Source organism: uncultured Roseivirga sp. (assembly GCF_963973945.1).
Lineage (GTDB): Bacteria > Bacteroidota > Bacteroidia > Cytophagales > Cyclobacteriaceae > Roseivirga.
The window spans coordinates 14,853-34,814 of record NZ_CAXBBV010000004.1 but is presented as its reverse complement, the minus strand read 5'-3'; the positions used below and the strand labels follow the sequence as shown (position 1 = coordinate 34,814).

Annotated in this window: 19 protein-coding genes; 9 read left to right on the top strand and 10 right to left on the bottom strand. The window is 39.7% G+C overall.

Translation table 11 applies throughout. The features are described from left to right. Window positions 1-40: 40 nt before the first annotated feature. The 3 genes from AAC026_RS08480 to AAC026_RS08470 are packed head-to-tail and all read right to left on the bottom strand — an operon-like array spanning window position 41 to window position 4,224. A complete protein-coding gene (locus AAC026_RS08480) occupies window positions 41-1,255 on the bottom strand; it encodes an NAD(P)/FAD-dependent oxidoreductase (protein WP_339696986.1) in 1,215 nt (404 codons plus the stop codon). Between the two features lie 30 nt (window positions 1,256-1,285). Next, a complete protein-coding gene (locus tag AAC026_RS08475) occupies window positions 1,286-3,898 on the bottom strand; it encodes an ABC transporter permease (RefSeq protein ID WP_339696984.1) in 2,613 nt (870 codons plus the stop codon). After that, window positions 3,895-4,224, bottom strand: coding sequence for a PadR family transcriptional regulator (locus AAC026_RS08470; protein ID WP_339608560.1), 330 nt, complete (start codon window positions 4,222-4,224; stop codon window positions 3,895-3,897). Before AAC026_RS08470 ends, AAC026_RS08475 begins: the two co-directional genes overlap by 4 nt. A 286-nt stretch (window positions 4,225-4,510) precedes the next feature. On the opposite strand from AAC026_RS08470, the gene AAC026_RS08465 reads away from it, so the two are divergent. Continuing rightward, window positions 4,511-4,702, top strand: a complete 192-nt coding sequence (locus AAC026_RS08465) for a CsbD family protein (protein WP_339608559.1) — start codon at window positions 4,511-4,513, stop codon at window positions 4,700-4,702. A gap of 160 nt (window positions 4,703-4,862) precedes the next feature. Next, on the top strand, window positions 4,863-5,423 hold the full coding sequence (locus AAC026_RS08460) for a type 1 glutamine amidotransferase domain-containing protein (RefSeq protein ID WP_339696982.1): 561 nt from the start codon (window positions 4,863-4,865) through the stop codon (window positions 5,421-5,423). 112 nt (window positions 5,424-5,535) lie between these two features. Here the strand turns inward: AAC026_RS08460 and AAC026_RS08455 are convergent, their stop codons facing one another. Beyond that, entirely contained in the window at window positions 5,536-5,778 is a 243-nt protein-coding gene (locus AAC026_RS08455) for a Rho termination factor N-terminal domain-containing protein (RefSeq protein ID WP_339696980.1), read from the bottom strand. A gap of 215 nt (window positions 5,779-5,993) precedes the next feature. Between AAC026_RS08455 and AAC026_RS08450 the strand changes: the two genes are divergently transcribed. Then, window positions 5,994-6,704 (top strand): flavodoxin family protein, encoded by a 711-nt coding sequence (locus AAC026_RS08450; RefSeq protein ID WP_339696978.1) that lies wholly within the window; start codon window positions 5,994-5,996, stop codon window positions 6,702-6,704. Between the two features lie 9 nt (window positions 6,705-6,713). Here the strand turns inward: AAC026_RS08450 and AAC026_RS08445 are convergent, their stop codons facing one another. Next, window positions 6,714-7,127 carry an OmpA family protein gene (locus AAC026_RS08445; RefSeq protein WP_339608904.1) on the bottom strand — a complete coding sequence of 138 codons (414 nt, stop codon included), beginning with the start codon at window positions 7,125-7,127 and terminating at the stop codon, window positions 6,714-6,716. A 103-nt stretch (window positions 7,128-7,230) separates the two neighbouring features. On the opposite strand from AAC026_RS08445, the gene AAC026_RS08440 reads away from it, so the two are divergent. The 3 genes from AAC026_RS08440 to pgl are packed head-to-tail and all read left to right on the top strand — an operon-like array spanning window position 7,231 to window position 9,379. After that, window positions 7,231-7,737: a gluconokinase gene (locus AAC026_RS08440; RefSeq protein WP_339696976.1), complete on the top strand. Its 507-nt coding sequence runs from the start codon at window positions 7,231-7,233 to the stop codon at window positions 7,735-7,737. A gap of 40 nt (window positions 7,738-7,777) precedes the next feature. Beyond that, window positions 7,778-8,659, top strand: coding sequence for a mechanosensitive ion channel family protein (locus AAC026_RS08435; RefSeq protein ID WP_339608902.1), 882 nt, complete (start codon window positions 7,778-7,780; stop codon window positions 8,657-8,659). A 12-nt stretch (window positions 8,660-8,671) separates the two neighbouring features. After that, window positions 8,672-9,379 carry a 6-phosphogluconolactonase gene (gene pgl, locus AAC026_RS08430; protein WP_339696974.1) on the top strand — a complete coding sequence of 236 codons (708 nt, stop codon included), beginning with the start codon at window positions 8,672-8,674 and terminating at the stop codon, window positions 9,377-9,379. 62 nt (window positions 9,380-9,441) lie between these two features. On the opposite strand, the gene AAC026_RS08425 is transcribed toward pgl, so the two are convergent. Genes AAC026_RS08425 through AAC026_RS08415 form a run of 3 tightly spaced genes read right to left on the bottom strand, consistent with a single transcriptional unit; the run spans window position 9,442 to window position 12,688 of the window. Next, window positions 9,442-10,356, bottom strand: coding sequence for a TIM barrel protein (locus tag AAC026_RS08425; RefSeq protein WP_339696972.1), 915 nt, complete (start codon window positions 10,354-10,356; stop codon window positions 9,442-9,444). Window positions 10,357-10,365: 9 nt separating this feature from the next. Continuing rightward, a complete protein-coding gene (locus AAC026_RS08420) occupies window positions 10,366-11,703 on the bottom strand; it encodes a Gfo/Idh/MocA family oxidoreductase (RefSeq protein WP_339696970.1) in 1,338 nt (445 codons plus the stop codon). Window positions 11,704-11,713: 10 nt separating this feature from the next. Then, window positions 11,714-12,688 (bottom strand): SUMF1/EgtB/PvdO family nonheme iron enzyme, encoded by a 975-nt coding sequence (locus AAC026_RS08415; RefSeq protein ID WP_339696968.1) that lies wholly within the window; start codon window positions 12,686-12,688, stop codon window positions 11,714-11,716. A 269-nt stretch (window positions 12,689-12,957) separates the two neighbouring features. On the opposite strand from AAC026_RS08415, the gene AAC026_RS08410 reads away from it, so the two are divergent. Further along, window positions 12,958-13,449, top strand: a complete 492-nt coding sequence (locus AAC026_RS08410; RefSeq protein WP_339696966.1) for a hypothetical protein — start codon at window positions 12,958-12,960, stop codon at window positions 13,447-13,449. 103 nt (window positions 13,450-13,552) lie between these two features. On the opposite strand, the gene AAC026_RS08405 is transcribed toward AAC026_RS08410, so the two are convergent. Both AAC026_RS08405 and AAC026_RS08400 read right to left on the bottom strand, forming a co-directional pair. After that, a complete protein-coding gene (locus tag AAC026_RS08405; RefSeq protein ID WP_339696964.1) occupies window positions 13,553-16,285 on the bottom strand; it encodes an ABC transporter permease in 2,733 nt (910 codons plus the stop codon). Further along, window positions 16,285-16,614: a helix-turn-helix transcriptional regulator gene (locus AAC026_RS08400; RefSeq protein ID WP_339696962.1), complete on the bottom strand. Its 330-nt coding sequence runs from the start codon at window positions 16,612-16,614 to the stop codon at window positions 16,285-16,287. The genes AAC026_RS08405 and AAC026_RS08400 overlap by 1 nt, the downstream gene beginning before the upstream one ends. Before the next feature lie 320 nt (window positions 16,615-16,934). Here AAC026_RS08400 and AAC026_RS08395 point away from each other — a divergent pair, with 320 nt between their 5' ends. Further along, complete coding sequence (locus AAC026_RS08395; RefSeq protein WP_339696960.1) at window positions 16,935-17,747, top strand: hypothetical protein; 813 nt, start codon at window positions 16,935-16,937, stop codon at window positions 17,745-17,747. A gap of 847 nt (window positions 17,748-18,594) precedes the next feature. Continuing rightward, window positions 18,595-19,878 (top strand): agmatine deiminase family protein, encoded by a 1,284-nt coding sequence (locus tag AAC026_RS08390; RefSeq protein ID WP_339696958.1) that lies wholly within the window; start codon window positions 18,595-18,597, stop codon window positions 19,876-19,878. Window positions 19,879-19,962: the final 84 nt, after the last annotated feature.

Here is a 19,962-nt window from a genome sequence, read left to right as displayed (position 1 = left end):
TTCTGAGTATTCAGGAGCTCTTTTTTTGTGTCTAATAAAATTATTCTGAAGTTTTGCCTGCAACAAAACCAGTACTCCAAGCAGCTTGAAAATTAAAGCCTCCCGTTACTCCATCTACATCTATCACTTCGCCTGCAAAGAATAAACCGGGACATTTTCTACTTTCCATGGTGTTGAAATCCACATCAGAAAGGGCTACGCCTCCAGAAGTAACAAACTCCTCTTTAAAGGTGGTTTTTCCTTTCACCTCATAAGTATCATTGAGCAGTAGATTAATTAACCTATTGAGGTTTTTCTTACCAAGTTCCGCCCAAATGCCCTCTCCATCTATTTCTACTTTCTCTAAAAAGAAATCCCAAAGTCGATTAGGTAAATCCAACGGATTCTTATTCCTAATTTTCCTTTTCCCTATCGTTTGAAGTGAATTAACAAACCAAGTTCGCAACTCTTCTTCATTCATTGTTCCCAACCAGTTGACCTGAATTTTAAAATCATAATTAAGATCTGAAAGCACACGGGCACCCCATGCAGAAGTCTTTAATATGGCTGGCCCGCTCATTCCCCAATGGGTAATCAGCAATGGCCCCGATTGCTGCAATTTAGTGCCCTGAACACGCACCGTAGCACTTGGAACAGATAGTCCCATTAAGTTCTTAATGGATTCTTTGGGCATATTGAAAGTAAACAATGACGGAACTGGAGTAATTATTTCATGCCCTAAAGCTTTCAACCAGTCAAAGCCTTGTGCTTTTGGGCTTCCGCCAGAAGCAACTATTACCTTATCGAAATACTGAGTCTTGTCTCCAATTTTTAAATCAAAGCCAGGGTTTTTAGACTGAATAGAATTGACATTGGCATTAACTACTACTTGAATACCAAGCTTATTCGCTTCCTTTAAAAAACAATCGATAATCGTTTGCGAGTTATCTGTAATCGGAAACATTCGGTTATCAGCTTCAGCCTTTAGCTGTACTCCTCTTTCTTCAAACCACGCCACTGTGTCGGTTGTGGTAAACTGTCCAAACACTTTCTTAAGCTGCTTGCCGCCTCTTGGATAGAATCTAACTAAGTCATTATTATTGAAACAGGCATGCGTTACATTACAGCGCCCACCTCCAGAAACCTTTACTTTAGAGAGCAACTTCCCTGTTTTCTCAAAAATGACCACCCTAGCATTGGGTGAATGGGTTTTACAAGAAAAGGCGGCAAAAAATCCTGCCGCCCCTCCTCCAATAACTGCTATATTTTGGGGCATGCCCAAAGATATAAAGACTAATTCAATGCCTTACTCTATCCTTAAAGTTTCAACAGGGTTTGAACTGGCCACACGATAAGACTGAAAACTGACAGTAAGCAAGGCAATGAACCAAGAGCCTACACCTACAATCAAGAAAATACCGACTCCAATACTTACGCTATAGGCGTAACCTGCTAACCATCCCTCCATTAAGTAGTAAGTAATTGGTGCAGAAATAAGAAATGCGATCAAAACCAGGGCTGTGAATTTCTTTGAAAGAATCATTACTATTTCGCTTACAGAAGCACCTAAAACTTTTCTAATTCCCATTTCTTTTAGTCTTTGCTTTACAGTGAATGAAGCCAAACCGAAAAGCCCTAAAGAAGCAATAATAATGGCCAAGACAGACAAAATGCTGATTACTTTGGTAAGCTGCTGCTCAGACCTGTACATTTTATCAATGTGGTCGTCTAAAAATTGATATTCGAATGGACGCTGAGGGAAAAGTGTAGACCATACCGACTCTATTTCAGCAAGCCCTTCTTGGATATTATCTGCTTTGAGCTTTACATTCACCTCACTCCAACCCCATTCTTGATAGGAAAGAAAGAGCGGATCGACTTTCAGATTTAATTTATTGTAATTGAAGTTTTTTACCACTCCCACAATCGCCCCTAAAGTATCCATGCCATCGTAATGAAAGGCCATACCCAATACCTCTTTACCGCCAGCTCCCAGTTCTTTTGCTAATGATTCATTTACAACAAAACTTAAACCTGCTTTATCATTGGCGTACTCTTCACTCAAAGCCCTTCCTTCTACTACTTCCATCTCATAGAAATCCATAAAGTTATGATCTACTACTACAGAAGAAGTAACTCCCGTTATTAATGCTGTATCCGACCTATACTGCATTCCATTTTGATGTAGGTTATTGCCCAAGCGCTGTTTAGTAGCCGTTACATTGGTAATGTTTTTCTGGCTCATTAGCTCGGTTTTCAACAAATCATATTTGGTATTTGTATCGCTATACATATTTACAGCAACAACTAAATCCTTTTTAAAACCTAAATCGAGATTTTGCATATAATTGAGCTGTTCAGTGGCCAAAACGGTACCAATGATAATTGTAATGGCAATAGCATATTGAAACACTACCAATGCATTCCTAAAAAACGACTTTCCTGATTTCATTCCACTTCCCTTTAGAGCCATCACCGTATTGAAGCCAGACATTACCAAAGCAGGATAAACACCTGACAGCAACCCTATGGTCGTAGTTACAATCAAAACAAGGGCTAGGTTAATGGGTTGGAAAAAGAGACTCAGGTCAAGATTTCTATCAATAATTCCGTTGAGTGGAGCTATTGCCGCCCAGCTCAATAAAAAGGCAATACCCAATGCGATGAAAGATAACATGATGGACTCCATCATAAACTGCCCAGTAATTTGACCTTTGAATGCACCTATGGATTTTCTAACACCTACTTCTCTAGATCGGGTAGCCGCTCTGGCTGTAGACAGATTCATAAAATTGATACTGGCAATGAGCAAAACGAAAAATGCCAGAATCAGAAAAATATTCACTGAGCTACGGTCGAATTTCTTATGGTTATAATAATCGTGGGTTATGTCCATTGAACCTAAATGAACATCAGATAGAGGTTGAAGGAATAAAGAGTATGAATTCAAAATATCCTCTCCCAAATACTTCACTAAGAAATCGTCAAGCTTGGCTTCCAGTTTCTCAGCGTCAGCATTATCTGCCAACTGAATGTAGGTATTTAAAAAATTCCATCCCCAGTTCCCTCTATTTTCCTCCTCCCAAAGTTTTGTACTGACCAAGGCATCAAATTGTAAATGAGAGTTATCAGGAGTATCGGCAAAAACACCAGCAACTTTCATCTGATTTTCTCTGTCATCATCCACATCAATCAGTTGGCCCATAGGGTTTTCATTACCAAAAATCACTTTAGCCAGTGATTCGCTTATGATGATATTATTGGGTTCTTCAAAAACAGTTGCCTTATTCCCTTCAACAAGTTTGAAGTCAAACATTTTCAAAAACGAAGTATCAACACGAGCTAAATTTTCAGCATAATAGGGTTGATTATTATGTTTCAACAAAGTTCTATTCGTTCCCCAAAATCTGGCAAAATCAATCACTTCTGGGTAATCCAGCAGCAGGCTTGACCCCATTGGATACATTGAAAGCGCTACTTTCTGTTCTGAAACGGCTCCAAAACTTTGCACCTCGTCTAGTCGATAGATATTGGCCTTCTTTTCATGAAAGCCATCGAAGCTGAGCTCGTTGTTTACAAAAAGAAGAATGAGAAGGCAGGAAGCCATACCTAAAGCAAGCCCAAAAATATTAATGAATGAATAGCCCTTGTATTTGAGCAAATTTCGGAAGGTAATTTTTAAATAGTTTTTGTACATGACCAGTGGATTATAAAATGTGAGTTTTCGTTTTAAGTTGAAGTTGCGAAGCGAGCAAAGCACATCAATGAAGTATAGCCACTTGGCTTTCGCTGTGCTCATTTCATTCAATCGCTCATGAAAAAGTTCGGCTAAATCACCTTCTACCTCATCGTAGATTTCATAGGCAATAATCCGTTTCAGTAGTTTCCTTAGTAGTAAAGGAGGTGCTTGTTGTTTCATTCTTGAGTTGATAGTTGCGGAATAACACTCCAAAAAGACTGACGCAGCGATTGGGCTTCTCTCAAAGATTTAAAGCCGTAAGCGGTAACCTTAAAAAAACGCTTGCTTTTTCCTCCCCTAGTTTTAGTTGCCCCTCCTACACTGGATTCTAAAAAGCCCTTTTCTTCTAACCGATAAAGAGCGGTGTGGATGGCGCTAATATTTACTTTTCGATCGGCCTTCTCTTCAATTTCGCTTTTTACTACCACAGCGTAAGCGTTATCATTGAGTGCGGCAACTGCCAAAAGCACTAGTTCTTCGAATTCTCCTAGGTGTGTTCCTCTCATTGGAATAACATTATCATCACTTTTGTAAACAATATACTCATGTAATTTGGAAAAGGTTGCCAAACATCTTGATTTATTTAAAAAGATATTGAACCACATAGTGTGCAACTAGTTCCATAGCATGTAGAAAAAGCCTCACAGTAATTCAGAACACTATATTTTTAGACCCGAGCACATCTTTATTTAACACACTAAATCACAAACACTTACAATCATTCCGTTTCCAGGTTTCCTTCTATGGTATGGCTGTTGCAACTATAATGGCACAACACTAAATCAAAAAATTATGAGCGCAACAACAGATAAAATCAGAGGAAATTGGAATCAACTTAAAGGTAAAGTGAAACAAAAGTATGGTGAGCTTACCGATGATGATTTAACATATGCTGAAGGACAGGAAGACGAATTGCTGGGTAAAATTCAAAAGAGAACTGGCAAGACTAAAGAAGAAGTGAAAGACTTCATCGACTCCCTTTAGTATGAAGTAGCCCAGTAGAAAACCTACTGGGCTCACCAATGATGAATTCTAAGCATTCACTAAAACAGTCTACACTAAACAGATGTAGGCTATAATGATGTTGCACTTTATGTCTATGTCTGGACAGAATCATTCTTACAAAAAATCAAAGCAAACAGAAATGGAAAACTTAAAAGGAAAAAGAGTAGCCATTTTAGCTACAAATGGCTTTGAAGAATCAGAGCTAACATCTCCTAAACAAGCTTTAGAGAAAGCTGGAGCTACCGCCCATGTTGTCGCTCCTAAGAGCGGAACGATTAAGGGCTGGAACAATGGAAACTGGAGTAAGGAAATTAATGTAGATGCAATTCTGGATGAGGTAAAATCATCCGACTACCATGCCTTGGTGTTACCGGGTGGGGTTATTAACCCAGATTTTTTAAGACGGGATGACAAGGCAATTGAGTTTATCAGGAGTTTTTTTAAGGCCCACAAACCAGTTGCTGCTATTTGCCATGGCCCTCAAATGCTAATCGAGGCAGAAGTAGTAGAAGGCCGTAAAATGACATCCTTCCCCTCTATTCGAAAAGACCTTGAAAATGCTGGTGCACATTGGGTTGATATGGAAGTAGTAGTGGATGAAGGATTAGTAACATCCCGTAGTCCAGAAGATCTAAATGCCTTCAACGCCAAAGTAATTGAAGAAGTGGCCGAAGGTAAGCACAAGGAGCAAACAGTATAAACACCGTTTGAATCTTGATACTCAAAAGAATATAGGTTGCCTTGAAAGTAGATAGAAGTTTGCGTTGTAAGCAAGTTTTTGGTTTGATAATCTACTTCTAGGCGGCCTTTTTTTAGTCTTCACGAAGGGCATTAATCAATTCTTGTTTATTCATCTTAGAACGCCCCTCAATTCCTACTTGCTTCGCTTTATCATAAAGATCAGCTTTGGTACGTTCTTCATAAGGTTTAGCCTTTCCTCCCCTTACCCCGCTATCGGGCGTATTGGCAATTCTAGCAGCCTTTTCTTTACTCATCCCTTGGTCTCTCAGGGCTTCGTATTGTTTTTCATTTTTAATTCTTGGCATCTTTTTCATGATTATAAAATTTGGTCCAATTCATCTTATACTATCCCTATACCAAAAATACATCCTCCTGAAAATTAAATACTTAAGATATCTGATCGTGGTAATCATTACGCAATGTGTAGAACAGAACAAGCAAACACAGCGGCATTATGATCTCCCCCTGATAAACAATTCAACATATTCAAGTTAACCTAGTTATACTCTTTAAAGAAAACCTTATGATTATGAATGACATAGATTTTACAGCCCTAAAAGCACTATATATTAATTGCACACTTAAGAAATCGCCCGAAGAAAGTCATACTGATGGACTTATGAAGGTTTCGATGGACATAATGGAAAAGGAAGGCGTGACTGTTGATCACATGCGCTTGGTAGATCATGAAGTAGCCTTTGGTGTTTACCCCGATATGACCGAGCATTGCTGGGAAAAAGACGAATGGCCAGAACTGGTAAAGCGTGTTTTAGAAGCTGACATCCTCATTGTAGGTACGCCTATTTGGTTAGGTGAAAAATCATCGGTAGCTCAAAAACTGATTGAGCGTCTTTATGCCATGAGTGGCATGCAAAACGATAAAGGACAATACCTTTTTTATGGCAAAGTGGGTGGCTGCGTAATTACAGGCAATGAAGACGGTGTAAAACATAATGCCATGTCCATTCTGTACGCACTACAGCATATTGGTTATTCTGTTGCTCCGCAATCTGATTGTGGCTGGATAGGAGAAATTGGTCCAGGCCCTAGTTATTTAGATAAAGAAGCCAATGCCAGCCAAAACGACTTCACCAACCGAAATACTACTTTTATGACCTACAACCTTTTGCACTTGGGTAAAATGCTAAAAGAAGCAGGTGGCTATTCTGCCTACGGAAATTCTAGAAAAGATTGGGATAACGGCAACAGATGGAGTTTCGAGAATCCAGAATACAGGTAGTGCGTTTAGCTAAATGGTGAGCCAAAAGATGATGTCCACTCTCCTATTCATTCGTCTTCCATAATTGGTAGAGTTATCATAAGTAGGGTTAAAAAGACCAAAGTCTTTAATTTCTATCGACTCTTTTTTAATGCCTTTATTTTCTAAAAGCAGTTTTATAACCGATTGACTTCGTGCTTCAGAAAGTATCTCATTGTATTCACTTCCGCCTACATTATCAGTGTGGCTATGTACAGTAATCAAAAAATTATGAATACTCGGAATAGAGTCAAGGAAAGCCAGTAACTGTTTAGATTGCTGTGAATTAACATAAGAACTTCCTCCTCCAAAGTAAACACTTCGGATATACGAGGGTTCTCCTGTATTCTGCCCCTTTGTAGAAAAGCAAACGAAAACCAATATGATGACAATGAGGCTCTTCACTCCCCTTAATTTATGGCATAAAAACGATTTATGCATGTTTAATAAAACCAAAGGTAAAGAGCAACCCATATTTTTCTGATATTCGGTAATTTTAACGGTTTATATGAAGAAGCTTATCGTAATAATGGGCATTTCAGGCTCAGGAAAAAGCACAGTAAGTGAGGCTTTGTCTAAATCCTTACACCTTCCTTATTTGGATGCAGATGATTTTCATTCGAAGGCCAACTTGATGAAAATGAGCAGCGGAATTCCATTAACGGATGAAGACAGGTGGCCTTGGCTAGCCTCTATTGTAGAACACATTCTAAATGCACACCGATCGGAATTCATTTTGGCTTGTTCGGCATTAAAGCAATCTTATAGAGATTACCTTTCTCAAAGGTTAGCGATTACATGGGTGTTTTTGGAAGTAACTGAAGACGAAGCTTTATCTAGGTTAGCAAATAGAAAGCCTCACTACATGCAGGCTAGTTTAATTCAATCGCAATTGGCTACGTTGGAAACTCCAAAAACCGCTATAACTATAAATGCTAAAAACAAAATTTCAGTAATCATCAATGAAATAGAAGTCCATATTCAAAAGGATTGGGATCATTTTCTTCAAAATTGAATTACATTAAGTATTTTCACAAAGCGCTTACTCCTGCCCTATGGAAACTAAAATCAAAGATCTTCTATACGACCCCACCATCAGTAAATTGGTTATGCTCTTTCTTGGCATCACCATTATTTGGATCCTTATCAAATTTATCCAGAGCAGGTTTATTGGAAAAATAAAGGCAGCCGACAATCGACACAGGACTAAAAAACTTGCAAGCTTCATTGGCTATTTTCTTACCATCATTTTAATCACAACTATTTATAGCGACCGTCTGGGCGGTTTTGGGGTTGCATTGGGAGTTGCAGGTGCTGGAATTGCTTTTGCCTTGCAAGAGGTAATTACCAGTGTAGCTGGCTGGTTGGCAATTGTATTTGGTAACTTTTATAAAACTGGCGACCGTGTTCAGTTGGGCGGAATCAAGGGTGACGTGATGGACATTGGTGTTTTGCGCACCACCCTTATGGAAGTTGGGCAATGGGTAAATGGCGACCTATATAATGGTAGAATTGTAAGGATTTCAAACAGTTTTGTGTTTAAAGAGCCTGTTTTTAATTACTCGGCAGACTTCCCTTTTTTATGGGACGAAATACAAATCCCACTTAAAACTGAATCTGATTACAAATATGCAAAGGACACTTTTCTTGCTATTATGGAAGAATCCTTAGGTGATTTTGCGAAGAATTCTCAAGCAGCTTGGAATCAAATGACGCAAAATCTATATGTCGAAAACGCACAAATTACCCCAATGGTAAGTATGTCATTTGATGAAAATTATATGGCCTTTACGCTGAGGTATATTGTAAACTATAAAATGAGAAGAAGCACAAAAGACATGCTGTACATTAAAATTTTAGAAGCCATTAGGGCAAGTAATGAAAAAATAAAAATAGCTTCTGCCTCTATAGAAGTAACCACCGTTAAAAACGATTAGAGCTTTCTCCTAATGGAAATTAAGACCTATAAAAACCCAGAAACCACAGCAAAAGCCTTTGCTGATTATTTGTGTGAAAAACAGGCGACCGCAAACCGAATTAATATTGCTCTTTCGGGTGGTTCTACCCCAAAACTCTTGTTTGAGCTTTTGGCTAAAAAGTATTGTGAGAACATAGAATGGAACAAATTTCACTTTTACTGGGGTGATGAACGATGTGTACCTCCTACTTCTGGCGAAAGTAACTATGGTATGACACACGAGTTTCTTTTTCAGCATATTAAAATAGAGGAAGAAAATATTCACAGGGTTTTCGGTGAAAATATACCGAACGAAGAGGCCCTTCGATACGGTCAATTGATTACAGAAAATTTACCTTCAATCAATGGACTTCCACAGTTTGATTTGATCATACTCGGTTTGGGAGAAGATGGCCATACAGCTTCAATTTTTCCTCATCAAATGGAATTGCTTACTTCAAAAGAAGTGTGTGAAGTAGCGGAGCACCCAACATCTGGTCAAAAGAGAATTACACTTACAGGATCAGTAATTAGTAATGCCAAAGAAGTTTGCTTTTTGGTAACTGGCCAAGCCAAAGCTGAAAAAGTGAATGAGATTTTAAACATCACGGGTGATTGCCAACTTTATCCAGCATCTTACATCAAGCCTACTCATGGTGAATTGGTTTGGTATTTAGATAAGGCAGCTTCAGGAAAGTAAGAGATCATAACTTCAATCTTTCACTCTCCAATATACCCAAAGTAGTTTTGTTCTAAAGCCAATTAAAAACTATCACTCTGACGGTAAGCTTCAATCACCGCTTCTTCGCCCTTTCTTCCAGACATAGAGTTGCCATGCTCCATTCCTACTACTCCTTTAAATCCTTTGGAATGAATATGCTTAAACACATTCTTGTAGTTGATTTCACCTGTGGTTGGCTCTTTTCTTCCGGGGTTATCTCCTACTTGGAAATAAGCAATCTCGTCCCAACTCAAATCTATATTGGGAATAAGATTTCCTTCTTGAATTTGCTGATGATAGATATCGAAAAGAATTTTGCACGAAGGGCTATTAACCGCTTTGCAAACTTCAAAAGCCTGAGCAGATTTCGTAAGAAAAAGCCCCGGGTGATCTCTGAAATTGAGCGGTTCAAGCACCATGGTTAAACCGTGCGGCTCCAAAATAGCTGCCGCTTGCTTTAATGACTCAATCACATTGGCAGTTTGATAACCCATGTCTTTCCGCAAATCTACATGCCCGGGAACCACAGTCATCCATTTGGCATTCACCCTTTTGGCTACTTCTACAGATTCTTTGATTTCCTTCAGAAATTGATCTCTCCAATCTTGTTTACCAGAAGTCAAATTTGGTTCCGTCCAAAAAATGGTGTGCGCTACAAAAACTCCCATGGTCATTCCATGTTTTTCCATTTTACTGGCAATTTGCTTTTGTTCATCTACGCTTCGGCCTTTCATTCCATTGTCTTCCATGGACCTAAAACCCGATTCGTGCATAAAGTCCAATTCGTTCAAAACACCACCAGAGGCCGAACTTCTGAACATTCCAAAATGTGGCGCATAGTTCAGTTTAAACGTTCCGCTTTGGGTTGTTGCATCGGCAAAGGCACTATATGGATTTGCAACCAAAGCGGCTGATGCGCCAAATAAGCCTGTCTTAAAAAAGTTTCTGCGTTTCATGTTTTGGATTTAAAAGAATCTTGTTTTGCCCGGAACAGCAGCAGGATAAACTCCATTGGCATCAGGTAAAATTGGGGCTTCATCATTAAATGAATTGAGATCTGGAACTAACTTTAAATCGCTAGCCATGGCTTCATCCCAAGTAATCACTTGCCCAGAGTAAGTTGCCATTCTGCCCATGATGGCGGTCATGGTACTTTCAGCTCCATAATCAACATCATCTAAACGATGCTCTCCTGCCTTTATAGCCGCAAATAACTCATTATGCTCTTGCTGATATGGATTAATATCGTTCTCTCCATTGTAGTTTAAAATAGACTGACCATTTCTTCCTTTTACAATTCCAATATTTCCACCGTTCACAGTAATATTCCCTTTAGTGCCTTGGAAAACCTCTTCCACTCTATTCATACATCCTCGCTGATGTCTACATTGGCTAGAGATTACTTGACCTTCTGGGTATACAAATTCTACAAAATGGTGGTCGAAAATATGGCCGGTATCTTTTCCAATTCGAGTTTCTCGCCCTCCCATACCTTGCGCGGAAATTGGGCTTGCACCGATGTACCAGTTGGCCACATCTATATTATGGATGTGTTGTTCTAAAATATGATCGCCACAAATCCAAGTGAAGTAATACCAATTTAGCATTTGGTATTCAAGCTCGGTTTGTCCTGCTACGCGTGGCCTTGTCCAAACACCAGCGCCATTCCAATACACCTGCCCCGATACAATATCGCCTACACTGCCACTTTTTATTAGTTTTTCTACTTCTCTATAGTTCTTCTGATAGTGTCTTTGCAGTCCTACTACTACGTTCAACTTCTTTTGGCGGGCTAGCTTGCCTGCTTCCAGTACTCGCTTAATTCCTACCACATCAGTTGCAACGGGCTTTTCCATAAACACATGCTTGCCTTGCTGTACTGCATATTCAAAATGTTGAGGGCGAAAGCCCGGAGGAGTAGTCAAAATAACTACGTCAGCCATATCAATGGCTTTTTTATACCCATCAAAACTGGTAAACTTAGAGGCTTCCGTTACTTTCACCTTTCCTTGCTCTCCGTATTTTGCCGATAAGCCTTTAAAGCTTTCTTCCAGCCTATCCGCAAATACATCGGCCATAGCCACCAACCTCACATCAGCATCGGCCTCAATGGCTTGGGAGGCAGCACCCGTTCCACGTCCGCCACAACCTACAAGTGCTACTTTAATTTCTGCTGCTCCGCCCACAAAGGCACTCATTGAAATGGGCAGTGCGCTTAACAAGGCACCCGTTCCTGCCACTCGTGCGGTAGTTTCAAGAAATTTCCTTCTGGTAGTAAAGTTTGTTTCAGTAAAGTCTTTCATAACATTTCGATTAATATTCTTTAATAGGTTTACCCCAATATTTTTCCCACTCAGCTTTAGGAGGGGCTACTTTTGGTCTTACAATGCGAAATCCAACATGGGTGGCATCAGTTAACCACCAAAGGCTTTTAGGAATTTGTGGATCTCTTTTCTTCCAGCTTTTGTCAGAAAAATCACGTGCTGCTGGTCTTAGTTTATCGATACCATCTTTAAAAGAGCCCCCTTTCACTACCCTTGGGTATAATTCATCAGTAAATAGAACTGGGTTTTTAGCTCCTTCAATTTCTTTATAATAGTTGGGGTCGTAACTATCCAAAACCCATTCGGATGCATTTCCATACATATCATACAAACCCCATGTATTTGGAGATTTCAGGCCTCCTTTTTGTAGATTTTCACCACTATTACCTTTGTACCAAGCGTAATCATCAATGGCATTTGCTTCAAAGGGAAATGCCTTTTCATTATTCGTCCTAGCTGCATATTCCCACTCTGCTTCAGTAGGTAGCCTGTAGAAATGTCCAGTTTTGGCACTGAGCCATTTACAAAAAGTGGCTGCAGCGTATTGGGTCACATTTATTAATGGATAACCCGGCTTATTGAAGTTTACATAGGGCATGGTGGCTCCAGAAACTCCATCAATCTGAATATCAACTTCTCTTGCACCTTCAGAAAGTTCATGGTCGGTTTCACGGTACAAAAAGAGTTCGAACAGGTCCCAGGTTACCTCATAGCTTCCCATCCAAAAATCATCTACCGAAACTTGATGAACAGGCCCTTCATCTTCTTTTCTTCCCTTTTCACTCAATGGACTCCCAGCCTTAAATTGGCCTCCGGTAATCGGTACCATTGGAATAACTAAATCGGAGCCCGCAATTTTTTGACTGTATTTAGAAAATTGATTTTGCTCCAATTGTTCAGCGTCAGTCCACTGAACAGAGAAGCAACAAACTAGGATTAGGCTTATGCGTAAAAAAAATCTCATTCTATAAGGTTATGAAAAGCTAGTATGAGTCAAAAAATGAACTCTCTCACCTTACAAGATAAGACCTCCGTAATGAAAATAAAAGTGCAGATAAAAAGAGAAGTGCACAGCCCTATAGATTGACAACTCTGACCTAAAAAAATTTCTCAACCTATCAATCACACTTAACCTACTAAAGCCTACTTAGAAAAAAATCAAAAACCAATCTATTCAAACTACCATAAATAGAAATACAATAATTACATTTACCACCGAAATAACTACATTCAATGAAAAAGATAATCTCATTTGCCCTTCCACTGTTTCTCTTTAGCGCCTGCACAGAAACGTCCCCTGACATACTTTATACCGATCAAACCGCATATATTCAAAATGAGAGTCCAAACACTATTCACATCTCATATAGTACTGAAAATCAAATTTTTGAAAACGAAGACAATAGTGACTTAAAGATTCTAAGTACTGTAAAGACAGACTCTGTTTTACTGGAAAAACAATATGATAATGAGTATGGTGGTGGGTCTAAACATAAGATTCTAGAGCATATTTCTCTTGGTAGTCAAACTGCAATGACGCCCGATGAACTCAACTCAAAAATTCACTATTTGAGAATTTACAAGATAGTAAATGGGGATACTCTCAAAGCCAAAATCGATTTATCTGCCTACAAGGCTTGGAACAAATTTAGACCTTGGGATGACAATAAATCGGCTCGTACTCGAGAGTTTTATTTTTATGTAACGGATGAGCTCTTTGAATAAAGCAATTGAACAAACCGCTCTCCACTAGAAATAATCCCCCATTAATAATATGATTTTGTATCTCAGATCTTAGAAAAATAAGACCTGAGATACCAATTATCCGCTACTCACTCCTCAGCGTATCAACAGGGTTTTTATGGGCTGCCCTAAGCGACTGATAACTGATGGTTGCAATGGCGATGGCCAAGGTACCAACTGTAGATACAGCAAACACCCAAATATGAATAGGCGTACGATTGGCAAAATCACTCAACCACTGATCGACTAAGAAGTAAGCTATAGGCGATGCCAATAACATGGCAATTAAAAATAGCTTGGTGAATTCAGAAGAGAACAACATCACCAATTCCGAGATTCTTGCTCCCAACACTTTACGAATACCCAATTCTTTCAACCTTTGTTCAGCAGAAAAAGCCGCCAAACCGAATAGCCCCAAACAGGCAATAATTAAGGCCAATACTGTAAAAATATTGAGCACTAAGCTCATTCGGCTTTCTTCTTGAAATGTACTCTCAAATTCTTGGTCCAGAAAACTGTATTCGAAAGGAATGGTAGCATCCACCGCCTTAATACTTGCTTCAACTCGATCGAGTACAGCCTGTAAATCTTCAGGACTGGCGACAACTTGAGGATTCAAACGCATGGAATAGAAAGACAGGCCAGCGCCATAATCCCACACCTTGTTGTTATCAATGTTGATGAAAATTAGGGGTGCAATTTCTTGACGTACACTGGCAAAATTAAAATCCTTCACCACGCCAATCACTTCGAATTTATCCTCGCTGCCCGATGCCAAAGCCACAAATTCACCTACGGCACTAGTCGGATCATCTCCTCTCCAACCCAATACTTTCACAGCTTCTTCATTTAGAATCACTTTGTATTGATCGGTAGTCAGTGCTTGATCAAAGTTACGGCCTGCCAAAAACTCCAAACCTAGCACATCCAGGTAATCCGCTTCTACACGTAAGTTGCTCAAAGCCACCACTGGCGCTTCTGGTTCTGTAGATTTATACCGATCACCCGAATCAACATAAGGCGGTACACCAAAGGATTTTCCTACTTTGGTAAAGGCTGGCATGGCTGCCAATTCAGTTTTGAGGCGCTCGGTATCGAAGCCTATTTGTTCAATATTGCCGATTTGTAAAACATTCTCTTTGGCAAAGCCCAAGTCTAAATTGGAAGTATAGTTCAGCTGTTTCTGGACGAAGAAAGTACAAATAATCAGCGTCATGGAAATGGTGAATTGAAAAACCACCAAACCATTTCGTATGCCTTTCCCTTTAAAGCCTGCACTCATTTTGCCTTTTAATACCTGAATCGGTTTGAAGGAAGACAGGTAGAAAGCTGGATAACTTCCTGAGATAAAACCCAAAAGTAAAACGAAAACCAGTAACACCGCAATAAAAACAGGTTGACTCAAATAAGGTGTAAGCAGTAATTCTTTCCCCGAAATAGCATTGAACCAGCCTAAAGATGAATTGACAATAAAGAGTGCCGCCACTGTGCTTACCGCCACAAACAAGGTAGACTCAAAGATGAATTGCTTAATCAAAGTACCTCTTTCGGAACCCAGCACTTTTCTGATGCCTACCTCCTTGGCGCGATTGGAAGAGCGAGCTGTAGAAAGGTTCATAAAGTTGATGCAGGAAAGCACCAAGACCAGAATCCCAATGGCCATAAACACTTTAACGAACTGCGGATTGCCGACTGGGCCAAAAGCATTATAAGGAGGTTCTTCCGACAAATAAATCTCTTTCACAGGCTGTAAGGTCAATTTCCAAGGATTACCAGCCGTAAACTCTTCAAAACTCTGGTTGAAAATTCGTTCCGTGGTTGCAGGGGCATATTTAGGGGGAATCGCCTGAATCTTATCGCTCAAGGCAGCCATATTCGTACCGTCATTTACCTTTGCATAAGTACCAAAAGCTGTCCAGATCCATTTCCAACCGTCACGGTCCATTTGGGATTGGTAGCTGTTCAGCGATACCAAAACATCAAACTGTAGGTGAGATTTACTTGGTACATCCACCAAAACACCTGTTACCACAAAGCTTTGCCAGGTATTGTCCCATTGTTTTACTTCAAGCGTTTTTCCTATGGCGCTTTCATAACCAAAATAGCGCTCGGCAGTGCTTTGAGTCAGCACTATACTATTGGGTGCTTCAATGGCCGTTTTTGGGTTTCCTTCTGAAAACTCAAAAGGAAAAACTTCGAAAAAGTTGTTTTCCACAGCGAAGAAGGCACTTTCTTCAAAAGACTTGTCCTTTTTAGCCTCGGCTTTATAGTTGGTGATTTGTGAGCCCAAGGACATGATTCGTGTGACTTCCTCGAATTCTGGCACTTCTTCTCGCAAAGCCACCGCCACATTGGGCCCTGTGTTCGACATTTGTGAGGTCCAATCAGTCCATATATTGGGTTGGTTAACACGGTACACCCGTTCTATCTCGGGTAGAAATGTGTCGTAGGTAGTTTCATAGTGAATGAAAAGGCCAATCGTAAGCGAAATGCTGATTCCGATCATTAAACCGAGCAGATTAAGCACGGTAAATTGCTTTTGCCTGATGGCATTCCGCCAGGCAATTTTAAACATGTTTTTGATCATCATGGTGTTGTTACTTTGAGTTTTGAAAAGTGAAAAAGAAGAGAATCCTATAAGCAAATGGAGGGCATCGATCCAATACATGAACCGCGCATACCGCTTGCCTTTGACCAGCATTCTGTCTTCGTAAATTTCTTGTAAGTCTCCTAGAAACTCTTCCAAGTACATTTTATTGATGCACTTAGCCGCCAACCAATTGGCGAGTTTAGGCGTATTGAATTTCTTCTTAGGCATTAGTGACCTGCATTAAGTTGCGGAATCAACTGCCACATTTTTTGGCGAACATCTTGAGCGGCCTCTAATTGGCGCATGCCCGAAGGGGTAATTTCAAAAAGACGTTTGCGTCTGTCGCCTCGTTTTTCAGTGTTGCCGCCCATTTCAGATTTGAGCAAACCTTTGTCTTGCAAACGATAGAGGGTAATGTGCACCGCCCCCAAAAGTATGGAGCGACCGCTGTGCTTTTCTACTTCCTGTTTTACATTAATGCCGTAAGCCTCCCCTTTTAAAATACAGACTGCCAAAAGCACCAACTCTTCGAACTCACCTAGCCCCTTGTTTTTCATTAGTTATACATTGTATGTTATACAAAGTTATAAGTAATAGATTGATTTTGCAATGGAGAGAATCAGATTGCTCTAAGCTTTTACCGCAAAGGTCCATTCGCAGCGTCATTGCAAACCTGTAAAAGTTTATCGAAGTGTAAGCGCCTACGTGAAGCAATCTCACAGATTATTTAACCACAAAGGGCACGGAGTTTCGCAAAGGCTTGGTATTAAGTACCATTCTAAGCTTAAACCAATGAGATAGGTTATTTAGTAAGTTTTAAGCAACTTTCTAAAATAAACATACTACTCAAACTCTTCGAACCAAAAATGACTAATCAATGCTAGAAAAACTAGAGACAATGGAGGTAGTGCAATTACTTGGAGGTATGAGCATCATTTTAGGTGCAGTTTTAACAATATTCTATAAAATATTTATCGTAAGAATTAAGTCCACATGGGACAAAAAAACTAAAAAAGAAATTGAAGAATTGAGAAAAGACTTAATGAGAAGTAACAATACTTTAAGTAACCTCCAAAACAACTACTTATCACAGATTCAAGTGGTCAATGTAAAAAAGCTAGAGGCTATGGAGCAATTATGGAAAGCTTGTTTACTAGTAAGAGAATCAATACCATCTTCTCTTTATCCAGTCTTATCGATTCTTCCAGAAGAATATGTAAATATGGAGTACCTTAACACTCCAAACCCAAAGGGGCTCGAAATAGGTAAAGAAATAAAGAAACTAGACATTCGAATAATCGCACCTATAATAGATATTAATAAGCCTATCGAAAAACTTCGCCCCTTCATACCAATGGATTTGTATGCTCTTCATAAAACACATACGTCAATAGTTACTGGTGCAGTTTTCAACGCGATTACTAAATTCGAAAAGGGAAACATTACACATTGGAAGAATGAAGAGTCAATTAAGAAATTATTATGTGAGACATTAACTGATAGGGAGATAAACCATATTTATAGCTTGACATATCAATCATTTCAGTCTCTTATGGAACTCATGGAACTTAAAATCATAGAGTGTATTAATAAAAATATTACCGGTGAAGGGACAACTGTTGATTCTATTGAACAGTTAAAAAGGATGGAATCAATTATAAGCTTTAACAAAGAAACTAAGAAAGCTTAGTCTTCTGCTCCCTACCAACTCGTCTTAATTTTTTGATTAAAGAAAGGTTGTGGATTTTCGATACCATAACTAGAGAATTGTATATAACAACTAAAAAACTGAGCAAGAACAAGAACTTTCGATCGAGGTTTAAACCTCTGTTGAGTCCTAATAACAAACGGATCCTGAAACGAGTTCAGGACGACTGTCCAAAAAAGCTTATTCGGAGAGTCATGCCGAACTGATTTCAGTATCCCTCAAATCACCTCTACGAAACTTTATGCAATTTACTGTGAGGGCATAAGCTCATTTAGCAAGTCATTCCGTAGGAATCTTTTCACGTTATTTAAGTCAATCACTTCTGTGTTTCTAAAGTCAAGATTTAGCACAAGTCCCCCACCTACCGCCCCCGAGGGCGGACATCCGTGCGAGTTTTAGAGTTCTGATGTCTTCATTAGTAGCAAACGGACTCTGAAACGAGTTCAGAGTGACTGTCAAATAAAGCTTATTCAGAACGTCATGCCGCCCGCATAACTTCGGGGTGTTTCGGTGTACCTCAAATTAGCTCTGCGTCACTTAGCGTTCTTTGCGGTTAAACATAACCCGTTTTGCAAGTCATTCCGTAGGTTCCGAGGCTTCGGAATTTCACGACTCACAAGCCTTTGTGTTTCTGAAAAAGACCTTTACAAGGTGACTGTTCTGGGCAATGGCTCACACAACGAGAGGCATATGTAATTTATAGTTTATAACAACTTCCTCAAGGCCAATATTATTTGTGTACTGACTATAAGGACTTTTTAATAAATTACGTGGAATATGCGTGCCATAAACTTGCTAGCACTTAGCGTTGCTCCCTAACCCCAACCCTATGAAATCACTTTTCACCAGCCTCCTGATTGTCTTATTGATGATTTCATGTGCTTCGCCAAAGCAAGAGGATGAGTTATTTGTTGTCAATCAACCAGCAGAGTTTGAAAGTCAGGAAGCCATTTGGTTGATATGGCCAGCCACCGATCATAAAGAAGGGGAATCTGTTGAAAAAGTCACGCTTTCAATTATTGAAGCGCTTATTGGAGATGTAAACATTGTGGTGACTTGTAAGGACAAAACACTTCTGAACCATGCCAGTGAAGTATTAAAAAACCATTTTGGATCGCTGAAAAACATCACTCTTTTAGAAATTCCTTCGTTTGAAATTTGGGCAAGAGACATGGGGCCAATCTTCGTAGAAACGAACCAAAACACCATGGCCATTGCCGACTTTAACTTCAATGCTTGGGGTTATTCGGACACTTTAGACCTTGATACCAAAGCCGAAGAGATGTATGATGTAAGGGTCGCTGAGCACTTTAATTTACCCGTCATTTCCAGCGCAATGATTAGTGAAGGCGGAAATAGAGAAGTGAATGGAAAAGGGACAATGATCACCACAGCCTCAGTGGAAGAAGGTAGAAACCCAGGCATGACCAAGCAGGAAATGGAAGCTGAATACAAAAGGCTTTTGGGCGTTAAAAAAATCATCTGGCTTAATCAAGGTTTGGTGGAAGACAATCACACATTCCTTGGGCCCGTCACCACCTCGGACGGCACAAAGGCTTATACCGTAGTGACTACCAATGGTCATATCGATGAATTCGCCCGTTTTGTAAATGACTCCACCATTCTTTTGGCAGAAATAGACAGCGCTGAATTTGACGATCCAATTGCTTTTGAAAACCACAAACGCATTGAGGAGAATTACCAGATACTGTCTTCTGCCACTGACCAAGACGGCAAAGCATTTACTATTGTACGCCTGCCGCTTCCGGGTACTATTTTCTCGACCATGAGCCCTGGAGATTATGTGTATGAATACATCAAAACACTCGATTATCAAGATGGAAGTACTTTTCCTGAAGGGGAAACCGTAAAAGTGATGGCTGCACTCAGTTACCTCAATTTCATTATTACCGACAAGGTAATTGTGGGTCAATCTTGCTGGAGAGCAGGAATGCCTGAGGAATTGAAGTTAAAAGATGAAAAGGCTGCCCAAGTCTTGCAGTCTGTTTTCCCTAACCGAAAAGTAGTGATGATCGATGCCCTTGCTGTCAATTTGGGCGGTGGTGGAATTCATTGTATTAGTATGAATCAGCCTGCGTTTATGAATGATTAGGGTTAAGGGTTGTAAGAATTGATGAGGTATAACATAGCAATGGTTTACAAAACTATATCGGTAGCTGCTGCCTGTTTTCATGTG